Genomic DNA, 16,504 nt, shown 5'->3' on the forward strand with positions numbered 1-16,504 from the left:
CTGTTCATATATACTCATGTCGCAAGTGGCGTGAATCGTATAAATTACATGAGCCCAAGGAGATGAAGAACGCATGTCGATCAGCTTGAATGTGTATCTGGTAACAGACGGTAATGGACGTGAAGCGGTAGAATTTTATCAAAAGGCATTTGGAGCCGAAGTGCTGGCGTTACAAACATTTGGCGACGGTCCATCTGACCCGAATCACCCGATCCCGCCAGAAGCGAAAGACCGTATTATGCATGCTTCTTTGCAGATTGGCAGCTCGGTATTAATGTTGTCTGATACGTTTCCAGGCATGCCGCACACTGTAGGTAATCATATTACGGTTACAGTGAACACGGATACGGCGGAAGAAGCCAAAGCGATTTTCAACCAACTGCAAGATGGTGGCGAAGTGAAAATGCCGATACAAGAAACGTTCTGGAGTCCAGCCTACGGTTCGGTTGTCGATAAGTTTGGCGTACAGTTTCAGATCAGTGCTACGCCGGGACAAGCTTAAGAGTGTACTCTTCGCTAATATAAACTTCAAATGGCAAAAACCTCCGCGGTCTGCTTTGAGCAGTTGTGGAGGTTTTTTTTGCTTTTTTGTAATGAATCGTGATTAATCTTCCTTGATTAATCTTCCTTCTGAATCTTGGAAGGATTGTTGATTTTATAGGGAACCGGGTTACGTGTCAGCTTCTTCTTGATAATTTTTGCTTCAAACGTAATGACATCTCCCACTTCCAGTTCCTGTTTCTTAACGGTGGCACTATGGCTTGACCAGGCTTCCCCAACATCGATGACGTCTGGCTCCGTAATGGTAACTGCTTCATATATGATGACTTCATCGTCATTGTCCGAGAAGTGATTCGGTACGGTGGTAAACTCTTTGACAACGGCACTCATCTTCACTTTGCCTTCGGGCAGATCAATCTTGACGCTCTTAGCTTTGCTCGCTGTTTTGGCTTTGGGTTTGGCTTCACTGGCTGCCCCAGACTGAGGTCCAACATACTCTTCTACTAACCCATCCGGATCACCCTTCAGCCCAGAGGAGAATTCATCTGTGTCCGTATCGTCCGAATCATCCAGATCCACCGGCATTTCATCCGGGTTTACCAGGGTATCTGGAGTTGGTGTAACATCAGCAGAGACTGGTGCAACTGTATCCGAAGTTGTCGATTCTGTGCTTCGATCTGACCCGGCATTACTTATGCTTCTGGCGCTGTAACTGGAAGCTTGCATTTCCTTCAGATAAGACGGGTGAATACAATGCTTTTGCCCATTATCCAGTTGAATAACAGCTGCCATGTGATCCACATATCCAATGATAGTGCACGGCATGTTTAATCCGTTTCCTTTATAATAGAACGTTTTGAGTTTGGTTGCTTTACCGGAAAGCAAGCCCCACTCCTGACATTTCTCAATCAGCTCGTCTTCGTTATCCAGCGCAATAAAATCCTGCGGTTCAATCATAAATGCGTATGTCATATGGAATTTCCGCCCTTCCAATCCATTCTTCATGTTCATCGTTTCCAAATTACAACCAGTGTATCACAAATGAGCATTTTGCATAAATCCAATCACTGAAATCTGTACCCGGAGATGAAGATTATTAACGATTGCTCACAGAGGCCTATGCTATAATTTGATCAGAATATAGGGTGGGAAGGTTGCCTTGATATACATATTTCAGGAAGGGAAGATCTGCATGAAGAAAAAAGTAAATCATCAAGCCGTATGGCTTGCTATAGGAATGGCTATGGGAGTCAGTATTGGTACGGCTACGCAGCAGCTTGGACTCGGGATTGCTTTTGGCTTGGCGCTTGGCATTGTGATTGGTTCGGTGGTTAGCAAACGTGCAGGGTCAGACTCGGAACATATGCTCAGCGAACATGTCCGTGAATTGCACAAAACGGATGACTGGGAAGATGCACTTCATCGCTCGCAGGCTCATCCGGTCCTTATCCTGAAACACAGCACAACTTGTCCGACCAGTGCGAGAGCGTACAGAGAGTTTATGGCGTTTGTAGGCACCCATGCATCAGATCCCAAACAGCCTATGGATTACCGCATCGTCAAAGTGATTGAAAATCGCTCGTTGTCCCGCCATATTGCGGAAGAGACAGAGGTTCACCATGAGTCACCCCAGGTACTTCTGCTCGATCAGGGAAAAATCGTCCATCATACCTCTCATGGCAAAATCACAAAAAAGAGATTATTGCAGTGGGCACAGAATCCATTTGGATGAAGTGTATGAGATAGGTTTACTTTAAAAATATCAAAAAAAATCATATCTTTGCACACGAACTTCGATTAAAATATAACTTGTCTTCATATTTATGAATCGGAGTGATCTATATGGAACAATATAAGTTCAAGTCGGAACATAGTCAGATGCTTGTTGATGCTATTGTTGAAGGATACCGCGAATATATTGATCACCGTAAAGATCGGAAGAGAAACATGAAGATTAGTTCAGCCTTTGCCTGGACAAAGGGAAATTTTATTGAGAGCAAAATCGCAGATTATTGCGGTGAACAAGGATTCATTCACAAGAAATCCAAAGCAGGTTTAACATGGGATTATCTCCAGTTCACACATGAAGAATCAAAAGTTCTGTTTCTGATAAAGAACGCAGCCTACTTTAATGAGAATAGTTTTTCCAGTGCCAAGCTACCTACGGGCGTTGACAACAAAGGTGCTTTCCGTACCTATTTACACGATCTCTCCAAGATTAATAACGATCTGGAATTTTCTTTGATTCAACCACGCCGTAATGAACATGGTGAGTTGGAGAGGGTTGAGCAACTTTCTTTTCCAATCTCAGAGAGTCAGGTCAGCCGTGTGAAAGAAGAACTTGAACATCTTGCATCTACATATAATGAGTTTCATATACTCACTTATGCTATTGATGATGCATACCAAATTTCGAAGGTTCAGCATTATCTGCCTAATCCGCATGATAATATTGCTTATTTTATAGAAGATTTATCGGACCTCATCTCTGGTGCTGAACTGGATGATAGTGAACGGGAGGCGCTTACGCCTGATGTGGAAGATATCGTTGATCCGGCAGCTTATGATATTGAAATTTTGGAAGGAGAACAGCGGGGGTGATTCCCTGTGTCGTTCAGTAAGGAGGGAGCAGCATGTTCGTTGGTGAAAATTTGACCAATTTGCGGATCATGCATGGGTATTCGAGAAAACAGCTCTCCGAACAATTAGGTGTGACAGAACAAGCAGTCTGGCAATATGAAAATGCGTATACCTCTCCGAAGGTGCCAATTGTGAATGAGTTGAAACGCATTTTCAGTGTGAAAAGCAAGTATTTTTATACGAAAGATATGCTTACACAGCGTAATAACGCAGCCAACATTGATGTTATGAACATTGCCTATCGTTCGAAAGTGATGAATGTGATATCCAAGACACAGACAGAAGCAAAGCATGTAGAATATCTGGACACGTTCATTAATTATATTACCGCTCAGATCAGCCTTCCCACACTGAATATTATCCAATTGCGGGAAGAGGCAATTGAGTATATGAACCATACAGACGATGATCGTACGACTCAGATCCATTATGTTGCCCATCTTGCGAGACAACGGCTGAATATGGAGCCATCCACGAATGAGAACCTGATGTTCCGGATCGAAAAAAGTGGTGTATATGTTTTTGAAAAAGCGATTGGTGAAGAAATTGATGCGTACAGCCTTTGGACACGAAATGATCGTCCGTTTATCATACTGGGCAACATCAAACGTTCTGCGGTTCGTAGGAATTTCGATATTGCACATGAGCTTGGTCATTTGTTGCTTCATTATCGTCTTGAATTTGTCAATCTGGACCGAAAAGAACACAAATTGATTGAAAATGAAGCTAATCTGTTTGCGGGTGCATTTTTATTGCCCGAAGAAGAGTTTTCATCGGACATGAATGAAATCACTTATAAGACGAATCCCGATCAATATCTTGACTTGAAAAATAAATGGAAGACTTCCCTACAAGTGCTGGGATACAGAGCAGCACATCTAGGAATGATGGAAGCTAAAGATCATCGTAATTTCTATGCGGCGATGCACCGAAGAGGATATCTGGAAAAGGAGCCTTTCGACAGGGAGATTCCACTTCAAAAGCCGATGCGAATTAAAACCATTATTGACCTGCTTTCCAATAAAGGTCTTGTGGATATTCGTTATATGATTGAGGAGGATTGGAAAGCGGAAACTTCCTTCTTTCATCATATGACAGGAATAAACACCGACTTTTTTAACAAGTACATGACGAAGAAGCCACAAACTAGTATTCAAAATGTTAGGGAAATGCCTACACGCAGTTCTTGAAATGACGGGTAGGTAATAGATTGACACGTAATGGAGTGCTCCGTATAAAAATGATGATAGACCCGTTCTTTTCAGCCCATTGCTGAGGAGATCGGGTCTTTTTTACGCTTTTTTTACACCTGTGGAGGCATTTCTTTACCCCTTTTTTACAGCGTTTCGTATTACGATTTTACATGTAGCAGGTGCAGAGAACGGTAGAGAGAGGGAGGAAGGGCGCATGGTAAATGATGCCACGATGATTGGATTGGTGGTGCTGCTGTTTGGGGTATTTTGGGGATTCTTGAAATTCTGCGAGAAGGCTTGAGGGTAGAGAGGGGGAAGCCAGATGATTGTCATCGGCATGATTGTGCTCGCACTGGTGATTTATCTCGGTTATGTGCTGGTGAAGCCGGAGAAATTCTGATGCTGGCGATGTGCGTAATACGGGAACAAGGGAACGTCGAATAGGGAGGAAATGCGGATATGGGTATCGGTGTAGTGCAAGTAGCAGTGACGCTACTGATCATCCTGCTGTTGGTTAAACCGGTGGGGAAATATGTAGTGAACGTGTTCGATGGACAGCGAACGGGGCTGGATCGGGTTTTTGGCGGGCCGGAACGACTGCTCTATCGCGTGATGGGAGTACGCGAGAACGAATCCATGGGGTGGAAAAAGTACCTTACGGCGGTTCTCCTCTCCAACTTTGTAATGTTGGTATTGATGTTTCTGGTGCTGCGGCTGCAAAAGTATTTGCCACTTAACCCGGATGGTATCGGCAATATGCCAGCGGCGCAAGCATTTAATACGGCGGTATCCTTTATGACCAACACGAACTGGCAGTCTTATACGGGCGAGAACGCCCTGTCGTATCTGTCACAGATGCTGGCCGTGACGTTCCCGATGTTTACGTCCGCAGCGACGGGATTCGCGGTGGCTATTGCGTTCATTCGCGGGCTGATAGGCCGCCGGGATGAACTGGGGAATTTTTACGTCGACCTTGTACGGTCGATTACGAGGATTTTTTTACCGCTGAGCTTCATCGTAGCCTTGTTCCTTGTATTCCAGGGGGTGCCTCAGACGCTCGCGGGAGCGGTGAACGCAACCACGCTGGAAGGCGCGCAGCAGACCATTTCACGTGGACTGGTCGCCTCACTGGAGTCGATCAAACACATTGGCACCAACGGTGGTGGCTGGTTTGGAACCAATGCTGCACATCCATTCGAGAATCCGACGGCCCTGAGCAATCTGGTGCATATCGTCTGTATGATGCTGTTACCCACTGCACTGGTATACGCCTTCGGCTTGATGGTCAATAACCGGAAGCAGGGTTGGGCATTGTTCGCAGCGATGAGTTTTCTTTTCCTTGTGATGTTGACCACTGTATTTGTCTCCGAATATCGCGGTGTACCTGCGCTGGATGCAGTGGGTCTTCAAGGCAATATGGAGGGGAAAGAGGTCAGATTCGGCATACCCGAATCGGCTTTATTCACGGCAGTCACGACAGCGGCTACAACAGGTTCGGTCAACAATATGCACGAGTCGCTCACTCCACTTGGAGGCATGGTATCACTGGCTCAGATGATGCTCAATAACGTGTTTGGTGGCAAAGGAGTAGGGCTAATCAACGGACTGTTGTATGTGATTCTGGCTGTGTTTATCTGTGGATTAATGGTGGGACGAACACCTGAGTTTCTGGGCAAAAAAATCGAGGGGAAAGAGGTAAAGCTCGCATCCATTGCGTTGCTCATTCATCCTTTGATTATTCTTGCGCCAACGGCACTCGCGCTTATGCGGCCTGAAGCTGTTGCGTCCATCTCGAACGGGGGCATGCATGGCCTGACCGAGGTTCTCTATGCTTTTGCCTCGGGTGCGGCCAATAACGGATCGGCTTTTGCCGGACTAAATGCCAATACAGACTTTTACAACATCGCGATTGGTATCGTTATGCTGCTGGGAAGATACGTTTCGATGATCGCCATGCTGGCTATTGCGGGTTCACTCGCTACGAAACGGGTTGTACCGGTAACTACAGGTACGCTGCGTACACACACGCCTTTATTTGCTGGCGTCTTGGTCATGATGATCGTTGTTGTCGGCGCGCTTACGTTCTTCCCGTCGCTTGCTCTTGGACCGATTGCAGAGCATCTGGCGATGATTCAATGAGGGATATAACAGGGGAGCAACAGAGGAATTGGTGCAAGGACGTAACGTATGGAGGTGGCAGTGTACGATGAATGCAGTCGAACGAAAGAAGGAACAGACGATGCAACACATGGATACAGAAATGTTCAGATCGAAGGGCAATGAGCCGGACAACAATCGCGGTAATATTCAACGTGATCCGGGATCGAAACGGTCGTTAAGCAAGGATATGATACTTCAGGCTTCACTGGATGCGTTCAAAAAGCTAAATCCGGTGGTCATGATCAAAAATCCGGTCATGTTTATTGTCGAGGTAGGTACATTCATTACGCTCTTATTATGCATTAATCCCGATCTTTTCACCGCATCCGAGGCCGGGCGCGGGTACAACATCGCCGTGTTTTTCATTCTGCTGTTCACGTTGCTGTTCGCTAACTTCGCGGAGGCACTTGCAGAAGGCAGAGGTAAAGCGCAGGCGGATACGTTACGCAAGACGAAGTCCGACACCTTGGCCAATCTGGTGCAGAAGGATGGAACAATCCGGCAAGTGTCTTCGACCCAGTTGAAAAAAGGTGATATGGTCCGCGTGGAAGTCGGTGAACTGATCCCAACGGATGGTGAAATTACAGAAGGATTGGCCTCCATTGATGAATCGGCCATTACGGGAGAATCCGCACCGGTTATCAAGGAAGCAGGAGGCGATTTCTCCTCCGTTACCGGAGGTACACGTGTCGTGTCCGATTATATCATCATGCGTGTTCAGACCGATCCGGGTGAGTCATTCCTTGACCGGATGATCTCTCTGGTTGAGGGTGCTCAGCGCCAGAAAACACCCAATGAAATTGCGCTGACAACCCTGCTCGCCGTATTAACCCTGATCTTTCTGATCGTCATTCTGACGATGGTCCCGATGGCGAATTACCTGGGTATTCGACTGGATCTGGCGACCCTAATCGCACTGCTCGTCTGCTTGATCCCAACCACAATTGGTGGGTTACTGTCTGCCATTGGTATTGCCGGGATGGACCGTGTTACGCAGTTCAATGTACTCGCTATGTCGGGTAAAGCGGTAGAAGCGGCCGGAGATATCGATACGTTGATTTTGGACAAAACAGGAACGATCACATACGGAAACCGCATGGCATCTGAGTTTATTCCCGTTCAGGGCATTACTGCTACAGAGATGACGCAAGCTGCTTTACAGGCTTCTGTGCGGGATGAGACCCCGGAAGGACGTTCTGTTGTGGAATTGGCAGGCAAACAAGGTCAGAGCTGGTCTGAGACGGAGTATGCGAATGCAGAAAATGTGGAATTCACAGCAGAGACTCGGATGTCCGGTCTCAATCTGAGTAACGATATGAAGATTCGTAAAGGTGCCGTGGATGCGATCAAACGTTATATTGCTTCCGAAGGAGGCCGCATACCCGATGATCTGGATGAGATTGCAAATCGTATTGCGAAGGCTGGAGGCACGCCGCTTGCTGTGGCTATCGATGAACGAATCTATGGTGTGATCTATCTGAAAGACACTGTGAAGCCAGGGCTGAAAGAGAAGTTCGCTGAGATGCGCGCCATGGGCATTAAGACCATTATGTGTACAGGCGACAATCCACTGACCGCAGCGACCATAGCGCTGGAAGCGGGCGTGGATGATTTTATTGCCGAAGCGAAGCCCGAGGACAAGATTGCGGCGATCAAAAAAGAGCAGCAGGAGGGCAAACTCGTCGCTATGACGGGCGATGGTACGAATGATGCTCCTGCTCTGGCGCAGGCCGATGTGGGCCTGGCGATGAATTCTGGCACCATGGCGGCCAAAGAAGCGGCTAATATGATTGACCTGGATTCCGACCCGACCAAGCTATTGTCGGTCGTCTCCATTGGCAAACAGTTGCTGATTACACGCGGCGCGCTCACAACCTTTTCGATATCCAATGATATCGCGAAGTATTTTGCCATCATTCCAGCCATGTTCATCCTCGCTATGCCGCAGCTTCAGGCGCTAAATATTATGAATCTGGCTTCACCGCAGTCTGCGATCCTGTCGGCACTAATATTCAACGCTATTATTATTCCACTGCTCATTCCCATAGCGATGAAAGGGGTTAAGTACCGGGCGATGTCAGCCGAAAGGCTGCTCGGGCGCAATGTGTTTATCTATGGCGTAGGCGGTGTGATTGTACCTTTTATCGGCATTAAGCTGATTGACTTGGTTCTGTCAGGAATTCTTTAACGAGATAACAACGCTTATCAACATTATTCTTTTATCCTAATGAATCCAGGAAGTGATCTGTATGAACATGTTCTTGCCCGCTATACGGTTATCCGTCGTACTTATGCTGATATGTGGCCTAATCTACCCGCTCGTAACGACTGGCGTAGCCCAACTTCTCTTTCCTGCGCAGGCGAACGGCAGTCTGATTACACAAGATAAGAAAATCATCGGCTCGTCACTGCTGGCACAGGAAATCCAATCGCCGGGGCTGTTCCAGCCCCGGGCATCGAATGCCAGTTATGACCCAACGGCTTCAGCCGGTTCGAATCGCGCCGTAGCTTCAGAGGAGTATATCGGCGAGATGAAGGAAAAGATTGCTCAGCTCCAGCAGGAAAACCCAGGATTGAAGCAGATCCCTGCTGATCTCGTGACGGGTTCAGGCTCTGGACTTGATCCAGATCTCTCTCCCGAAGCCGCTGAGGCACAGATCCCGCGCATTAGCAAAGCTACGGGGCTTAGTGAACAGCAGCTTATGCAAATTGTAAATGAGCATACGGAAGGCCGGCAGATGGGGATATTCGGGGAGCCGCGTGTGAATGTAACGGCTCTGAATCTGGCGCTGACAGCAGAACTGAAATAAAGGACGAATGTAATTAGCCTGCTCACGATATATCGGGAGGGGCTTTCTCCATTTTTTCATCGTATTTTTAAAGAAAAGGGGGAGATGGACGGATGGAAGACAGCTTCAAGCGCAAGTCACCGGAAGAGATGCTGAAGATGATTACGAAACTGCAGCAGGGTACGCTCAAAATCTACATCGGCCCAGTCAGCGGATCGGGCAAAACGTATCACATGTTACGAGAAGGGAATACGTTGCGTGAGCAGGGCATTGATGTGGTTATTTGCGCCGTCTCCACAATGCGCAGACCGGAAACGGTGGAGCAACTTGGCGTACTCGAAAGAATTCCAAGCATTCACTGGGTGCGCCAGAATGATGATGTAGAGATGAAGGATCTGAACTTGGATGCACTATTAGCGCGTAATCCGGAGGTTGTGCTGGTGGATGGTTTGGCACATCGCAACAGAGAAGGCGCTCGCTATGCTACCCGGCTGGAGGACATTCAGTTCTTGCTCCGAAACAACATCAGTATCATGACAACGGTGAATGTGTATGAGCTGGAAGGTTATACAGAGCTGGCACGGCAACTTACGGGGATCGCAGCAGAATATACGGTGCCTGCCGATACATTGGAGCTTGCGGATGAAGTGAAGTTGATTGATGTCACGCCGGAAACCATACTGAGCCGTCTGGCAGAAGGTCATCTGAAGGGGCATGAGGGAGAAGCTGTGTTCCGTCAAGGCAATCTGGGTATTCTGCGCGAACTGGCCCTGAGATTGGTTGCGGAAGGGGTGAATGAATCCCTGCGTGAGCATCGAGAGGAGATGGGAATTACCGTCACAACAGGCATCATGGAGCGGATTCTGGTATCCACCCAATATCATTGGAACGGCTCCATCTATATCCGGCGTGGGCAACAGATTGCCAAACGGCTGAATGGTGATTTGTGTGCCGTTGTTTTCCGGAATATGAAGCAGCCATTAACCAAGGAGGCAACCGTATTTCGGCGCAATATGATGAAGCTGGTAGAGAAGTTTGGCGGCCATATGGAGGAGTTGTCTATATTACACCGTCGCAACATCCCATCTACGCTGGCGCGTTACGCAATGGAGCACCAGATTACCCGCATTGTGATGGGACACTCCCGGCGTACACGCTGGCAGGAACTGTGGCAAGGGTCCGTTGTTAACTCGTTGCTGCGCAGATTACGTGGTGTCGACCTGTTTCTGGTTGCTGATCGAGCGGCCCGGGAGGGTGAACGTGTGGTTCCGGCTAAAGTTAACGATGTGGAGTCACTGACATACCGCAGACTAAGCGAGCAGGAAATGAAGGAACAGATTGGTCAGATTCAGCGCGGCACATTCAAAATATATATCGGAGCCGCACCAGGTGTAGGCAAAACCTACATGATGCTGCGGGAAGGCAATGACTTGCTCCGCAAGGGCATCGATGTGCAGATCGGCTTGCTGGAGACACATGGGCGGGCGGAAACTGTGGAGCAGAGGGGTCACTTGTCTGTGATCCCTCGCGCACAACGCGTTTATCAGGGAACTCGTCTGGAAGAGATGGACACGGAAGCCATTCTGCATCTTTGCCCAGAAGTGGTGCTTGTGGATGAACTGGCGCATACGAATGTACCCGGGAGTGTTCGGCAAAAGCGTTATGAAGATGTTCTGCTCCTGCTGAATGCAGGCATCTCGGTGATTACCACAATGAACGTACAGCATCTCGAAAGTCTGAATGATGCCGTTGAACATATTACCGGTGTTCGTGTCCGCGAGACCGTACCCGATCGGATCATTCAGATGGCGGATGAGGTGCAGTTGATTGATGTGGCGCCCCAGGCCTTGCGGCAGCGCATGAGGGAGGGTAAAATCTATGCAACTGCCAAGGTCGAGCAAGCCCTTGCGAATTTTTTCAAAATCGGCAATCTGATTGCCTTGCGAGAACTTGCCCTGCGCGAGCTGGCGGACGATGTGGATGAACGGCTTGAAGCACAGCAGGCCAAAATTGCACTTCGAGGACCTTGGCGCAGACAGGAAGCAGTCTTTGTATGTGTAAGCAGTGATCGTCATGCCGAGCGGCTGATCCGGCGCGGATTCCGCATGGCTTTTCGTCTAAAAGCCATCTGGCATGTACACCATATCCACATCGGTGAGTCCATGAGTGACGAAGTGAAGTGCCATCTGGAAGCGTTGGAGCAGCTGACGATTCGGCTTGGTGGTCAATTTCATATTCATCACAGTCCAAGGCTGCGCGATGTACCTGAGATGTTGGCCAGAAAGGCATCGGAGGCGAGAGCAACCCAGTTGGTGGTCGGGCAGGCTAGAAGGGTGTGGTGGCTGAATGGCTACCGCGGCTCAGGTTCGGTGGTCAACCGACTAGTACGCTTGTCGCGGCATCTGGATGTGTTAATCGTTGCAGATTATGATTATGAACTGAGCGGGATGTGAATGATTTTGTCTGAACGGATAAAAAAAGAAACGCGGGAATCCCATGGGAAACGGGTTCCGGCATATGCATATGTATGGGTGACCCTCGGGGTGACGCTGCTAACTTTGCTGTTTCATGCCATCGGCATGAGTGGTGATCTGGTTAATGTTGGGCTTGTATACCTGTTTCCCGTCTTGGTGAGTGCCGTGTACTGGGGAATGGGACCAGCTGTATATGCTGCGAGTATTAGCGTCATTATGTTTGACTTCTTTTTTGTACCGCCATATCTGAGCTTCACGGTTGAGGATTTGAGATATCTCATCTCCTTTGTTGTGTATCTTGCGGTGGCAATCCTGACAGCCAGTCTTGCAGGTCGATTGCGACAACAGCTGGAGATGGTAAAAGCACGTGAAGCTACGACTAACTCCCTGTACGCATTGAGTCGTCAGATGACAGCCATTACGGATCTGAATACGTTGCTGGTTAATATTGCAACCCAAGTATCGCTTACCCTGGGTAAGCCGGCCGCTGTGTATCTTCCAGATAAACAGGGTGATCTGCTGGTTACAAGCTCTTCCGCATCAGAAGGAGATAAGGATGGGTGGGGGAATGGGGAGTCGGAGATTGCCATTGCCAAATGGGTATATCTTCACGGACAGATCGCCGGTAAGGGATCATCCACTTTGCGGGAATCTACCGGACTTTACGTGCCGCTACGCACAGAGGAGCAGATTCATGGCGTGCTCGCCGTGAGCATGGACGCTGGTGAGGGTCATGAGCAGCAAGAAGAGCTTCGTCTGTTGGAGGCATGCGGCGGACTGGCCGCAGGTGCCATTGCCCGAGTGAAGCTGGCGGAAAAGGCAAGATTGGCACAGATCACTGCCGAATCAGAGCGCATACGCACAGCGCTGCTGGACTCTGTCTCTCATGAATTGCGTACGCCCCTAACCGCCATTATCGGCTCGGCTACGGGATTGTTGGAGAATGATACTCTTTTTACACCCGAGGATCGGAGAGAATTAACAGGCAACATTCGGGATGGAGCCTTGCGTATGAATCGTCTCGTCACGAATCTGCTGGGTATGGTTCGGCTGGAGAGCGGTATGTTGCAACTGAACCGGAAATGGTGTGACGTGGAAGATATAATCAGCGTTGTACTGACACAGGTTCGGGAATTCAGTCTCAATCGTAACATTCAAGTTGAACTTCCTGATGATCCGGTGTTCATTTACGGAGATGAAGTATTGCTGGAGCAGGTATTGGTCAATATCGTCAGCAACGCCATCAAATATTCGCCTGATGAGAGCCGGATTGTCATCACTGTGACGAGTGACAAGAGTCCAAGTCAATTGACGATCATGGTGGCTGATCAAGGTATCGGTATACCGGAAGCGGAAAGAATACGTATATTTGATAAGTTCTATCGCTCAGAGTCGACTCAGCATGTCACCGGGACAGGGCTTGGTCTGGCCATCTGCAAAGGCATTGTGGAGGTCCACGGAGGTACTATAGTAGCAGAGCCGAATTCGGGCGGAGGAACGAGAATACGCATAGATATCCCCATGGAGGCTCACGGACCGCGGTTTCCCTATTCAGAACAAGGAGAGGTTGAAGAATAACATGAACGTACCACTAGGGGCTCGCATACTGGTGATCGATGATGAGCCGCAGATTCGCAAATTGCTCAAGGTCACCCTTCAGGCACACCAATTTGAACTCCACGAGTGTGGGGATGGCGAAGAGGGTGTTATTCAGGCCAGTATTGTACATCCGGATCTGATTATCCTTGATCTTGGTTTGCCGGGCATGTCCGGTATGGAGGTCCTTCGCCGGATTCGCGAATGGTCACAGGTACCGATTATTGTGCTGACAGCGAAGGATCAGGAGGGAGACAAAATTACCGCGTTGGATGGTGGTGCAGATGATTATGTAACCAAACCATTCGGGATGGGTGAGTTGGTCGCCCGTATTCGGGTGGCGCTGCGTCATGTAGCCAAAACGACAGATGAGCCCATATTGCGCTTCGGATCACTTACGATTGATCTGGCCCAAAGGCAGGTCGAACTGGAGGGAACTTTGGTCAAATTAACCCCAACGGAATATGAGATGCTGAAGGTGCTTGCTTCCAATGCGGGAAAGATCATCACCCAGCGTCAGCTTTTGCAGCAAGTATGGGGAGGGCATCATCATGAGTCTGACAGCCATTACCTCCGGGTATATGTGGGACATCTGCGTAAAAAATTAAATGAAGATCCGACAAATCCCCGATATATTCAGACGGAGCCGGGCATCGGTTATCGCTTTTTGCTCCCTGCCGAATAAGGTTTAAGGGAGCGAGACATTTCTTAACCATGATGTGATGCACCATTCAGCGGGTGAGCGTTATGGAACGAACAAAACACCGTCCCCTTTTGCAGCAAAGGAAACGGTGCTTTTATATTATGACGTGTATTTTGGCAACCAGTCGCCGTGAGCCTCAATCAACTCATCACACATGGCTACGATGTCATCGATAGACAGTTCTGCAGCTGTGTGTGGATCAAGCATGGCGGCATGATAGATATGTTCTTTTTTGCCAGTGATTGCCGCTTCAATCGTCAGCAGTTGCGTGTTGATGTTTGTCCGGTTTAGTGCCGCGAGTTGTGGAGGCAGATCCCCAATGTACGTAGGGCTGATTCCTGATCCATCGACCAAACAAGGTACCTCAACACAAGCCTCGCGAGGCAGGTTGGTGATCAGTCCGTTGTTCATAACGTTTCCGCCAATCTTGTACGGGTTATTCGTCTCCATCGCTTCGATAATATGCGATGCGTATTCACGGCTGCGGGTATGTTCAATATTTTCGCTGGCAAACAGTTTGGTACGCATCTCTTTCCAGCCTTCAATCTGGTTCACACAGCGGCGTGGGTACTCATCCAGTGGAATGTTGAAGCGTTCGATTAGCTCCGGGTAATTCCGTTTGATGAAGTAAGGGTGGTACTCAGCATTGTGCTCGGAGGACTCCGTTACATAATAGCCAAAACGCTGCATCAGCTCAAAACGAACCATGTCGTCATGCTGTTCCTTCTGTTTTTCCTTCGCCAGACGTTTGATCTCGGGGTACAGATCCTGCCCGTCTTTGGTAACTTCGAGCAGCCACGCCATGTGGTTGATGCCTGCAATTTTGGCTACGACACCCGTCTGATCGATCCCCAGTGCATCAAAAAGATGCGGTACACATACCTGCACGCTATGACACAATCCTACGGTTTTGATCCCACCATGTACGTTCATGACGTTAGTAAGCACGGCCATTGGGTTGGTATAGTTCAGGAACCATGCATCCGGACATACTTCCTGCATATCCCGGGCAAAATCCAGCATGACCGGAATCGTCCGCAAGTTACGGAAAATTCCGCCGATACCGAGTGTGTCTGCAATCGTTTGACGCAGTCCGTATTTCTTCGGAATCTCGAAGTCCGTAATGGTGCATGGATCATACCCACCCACCTGAATGGCGTTGATGACATATTTGGCCCCGCGCAGCGCTTCTTTGCGGTCATGATATACGTTCACGACGCAACGACTTCCGAGTGAACGGGCCAGACTGGTCAACAAACGCTCTGAATCACTCAAGCGTTCAGCATCGATATCGAACAATGCCAGCTCAAAATCTTGCAGTGCTTCGGTCATCATGACATCACCCAATACATTTTTAACAAAGACGGTGCTGCCTGCACCGAGGAACGTAATTTTATTCATTTAAGTTTAGCCTCCCTGAAAAATGTTGTACCCCAACTATAGGCCGATTCGGCACATATAACTATGGCTCAAACCCTTTCAAACATGTCATAATCCCATTTTTGTTTCCGCTTTCAACTAATATGGAAGTACTTTAGCTGTTATAATATAAATAGTCTTAATGAAGAGATAAGCGGAACGAAGTCAGGATGGAGGGCGAAAAATGAGTCGCATTGAGATGAATGTGGTTCCCGCAGGCTGGACACAGATGGAGCTGATGTTGTTGTTTTTCGGGTGGGAGGCATGTGATCCTGCGCATTATTGGGGACCAGGTGTACGTGATTCTTACATTGTGCACTACATCCATGAAGGACGGGGGATTGTGTACATGGGGGACCAAGAATACAAGTTGACTCAGGGACAGGGTTTTGTCATACTTCCGGACACGCTTATTCATTATGAGGCAGATCCAAAGGATCCCTGGACGTATTCGTGGTTTGGATTCAAAGGTGTGCAAGCCAAGGCATTCATGCAACGTGCCCGATTGAGCCCGGAGCATCCAGTGTATGATGCCTGTGATACGAATACAATGGAACACTTGTATACGGAGATGGTTCAGGCTTCCATGCGTCCGGGAGGCGATGTGTTGAACCAGAGTCTCTTGTACCGCTTGATAGCGGAGTTGATCTCATCGTCACCGGTAGAGGAAGAGGAGGGACAGCTTCTTTCGAACAAAGAAGAGTATATCCGGCAGGCGGTGCAGTTTATGGAGAACAGGTACAGCCAGCGAACCTCCATTCTGGATATTGCCCACGCCGTGGGGCTGGATCGCACGTATCTGTCGGGATTGTTCAAAGAGCGATATGGCATGTCGCTACAGTCCTTTTTCCTGGAATACCGTATGAATCGGGCAGCCGAACTTCTTCAGAATCCAGGGCTGTCGGTCAGTGAAGTAGCCCATTCGGTGGGTTATACGGACCCATTATTATTTTCAAAGATGTTTAAGCGTGTGACGGGTGTGTCTCCGAAGGGATCGAGAATTCGCGGTTAGACGTATCCAGTGTTTCA

14 protein-coding genes are annotated in these 16,504 nt (G+C 48.5%); 12 read left to right on the forward strand and 2 right to left on the reverse strand.

Annotation, left to right across the window (positions count from 1 at the left end; translation table 11 throughout):
• Positions 1 to 73 precede the first annotated feature (73 nt).
• The gene (locus AC4E8D_RS01310; RefSeq protein ID WP_221822277.1) at positions 74 to 502 is read left to right on the forward strand and encodes a VOC family protein; all 429 of its coding nucleotides are present in this window, start codon (positions 74 to 76) and stop codon (positions 500 to 502) included.
• A 116-nt stretch (positions 503 to 618) separates the two neighbouring features.
• Here AC4E8D_RS01310 and AC4E8D_RS01315 read toward each other — a convergent pair whose 3' ends face one another.
• Complete coding sequence (locus tag AC4E8D_RS01315; RefSeq protein WP_490205761.1) at positions 619 to 1,473, reverse strand: hypothetical protein; 855 nt, start codon at positions 1,471 to 1,473, stop codon at positions 619 to 621.
• Positions 1,474 to 1,693: 220 nt separating this feature from the next.
• Here AC4E8D_RS01315 and ytxJ point away from each other — a divergent pair, with 220 nt between their 5' ends.
• The 10 genes from ytxJ (at position 1,694) to AC4E8D_RS01365 (ending at position 14,038) form a co-directional block, all read left to right on the forward strand.
• Positions 1,694 to 2,233 carry a bacillithiol system redox-active protein YtxJ gene (ytxJ, locus tag AC4E8D_RS01320; protein ID WP_490205762.1) on the forward strand — a complete coding sequence of 180 codons (540 nt, stop codon included), beginning with the start codon at positions 1,694 to 1,696 and terminating at the stop codon, positions 2,231 to 2,233.
• Positions 2,234 to 2,343: 110 nt separating this feature from the next.
• Positions 2,344 to 3,102 carry a spr1630 family ClpXP-sensitive toxin gene (locus AC4E8D_RS01325; RefSeq protein ID WP_490205763.1) on the forward strand — a complete coding sequence of 253 codons (759 nt, stop codon included), beginning with the start codon at positions 2,344 to 2,346 and terminating at the stop codon, positions 3,100 to 3,102.
• 32 nt (positions 3,103 to 3,134) lie between these two features.
• Complete coding sequence (locus AC4E8D_RS01330; RefSeq protein ID WP_490205764.1) at positions 3,135 to 4,331, forward strand: spr1629 family repressor/antitoxin; 1,197 nt, start codon at positions 3,135 to 3,137, stop codon at positions 4,329 to 4,331.
• A gap of 340 nt (positions 4,332 to 4,671) precedes the next feature.
• Positions 4,672 to 4,734: a potassium-transporting ATPase subunit F gene (locus AC4E8D_RS01335; protein ID WP_353884092.1), complete on the forward strand. Its 63-nt coding sequence runs from the start codon at positions 4,672 to 4,674 to the stop codon at positions 4,732 to 4,734.
• Positions 4,735 to 4,793: 59 nt separating this feature from the next.
• Positions 4,794 to 6,473, forward strand: a complete 1,680-nt coding sequence (gene kdpA / locus AC4E8D_RS01340; protein ID WP_490205765.1) for a potassium-transporting ATPase subunit KdpA — start codon at positions 4,794 to 4,796, stop codon at positions 6,471 to 6,473.
• Between the two features lie 208 nt (positions 6,474 to 6,681).
• Complete coding sequence (kdpB, locus tag AC4E8D_RS01345) at positions 6,682 to 8,682, forward strand: potassium-transporting ATPase subunit KdpB (RefSeq protein WP_490206457.1); 2,001 nt, start codon at positions 6,682 to 6,684, stop codon at positions 8,680 to 8,682.
• Between the two features lie 61 nt (positions 8,683 to 8,743).
• Positions 8,744 to 9,304 carry a potassium-transporting ATPase subunit KdpC gene (kdpC, locus tag AC4E8D_RS01350; protein ID WP_237178291.1) on the forward strand — a complete coding sequence of 187 codons (561 nt, stop codon included), beginning with the start codon at positions 8,744 to 8,746 and terminating at the stop codon, positions 9,302 to 9,304.
• Between the two features lie 92 nt (positions 9,305 to 9,396).
• Positions 9,397 to 11,736, forward strand: coding sequence for a histidine kinase (locus AC4E8D_RS01355; protein WP_490205766.1), 2,340 nt, complete (start codon positions 9,397 to 9,399; stop codon positions 11,734 to 11,736).
• Positions 11,737 to 13,335 (forward strand): ATP-binding protein, encoded by a 1,599-nt coding sequence (locus AC4E8D_RS01360; RefSeq protein ID WP_260632853.1) that lies wholly within the window; start codon positions 11,737 to 11,739, stop codon positions 13,333 to 13,335. It begins immediately after the preceding gene.
• A 1-nt stretch (position 13,336) separates the two neighbouring features.
• Entirely contained in the window at positions 13,337 to 14,038 is a 702-nt protein-coding gene (locus tag AC4E8D_RS01365; RefSeq protein ID WP_221822269.1) for a response regulator, read from the forward strand.
• 117 nt (positions 14,039 to 14,155) lie between these two features.
• Here AC4E8D_RS01365 and AC4E8D_RS01370 read toward each other — a convergent pair whose 3' ends face one another.
• Complete coding sequence (locus AC4E8D_RS01370) at positions 14,156 to 15,457, reverse strand: alpha-glucosidase/alpha-galactosidase (protein WP_036616368.1); 1,302 nt, start codon at positions 15,455 to 15,457, stop codon at positions 14,156 to 14,158.
• 202 nt (positions 15,458 to 15,659) lie between these two features.
• Here AC4E8D_RS01370 and AC4E8D_RS01375 point away from each other — a divergent pair, with 202 nt between their 5' ends.
• A complete protein-coding gene (locus tag AC4E8D_RS01375; RefSeq protein WP_221822268.1) occupies positions 15,660 to 16,487 on the forward strand; it encodes an AraC family transcriptional regulator in 828 nt (275 codons plus the stop codon).
• Positions 16,488 to 16,504 lie beyond the last annotated feature (17 nt).

It is taken from the genome of Paenibacillus sp. SRL342 (genome assembly GCF_984798905.1).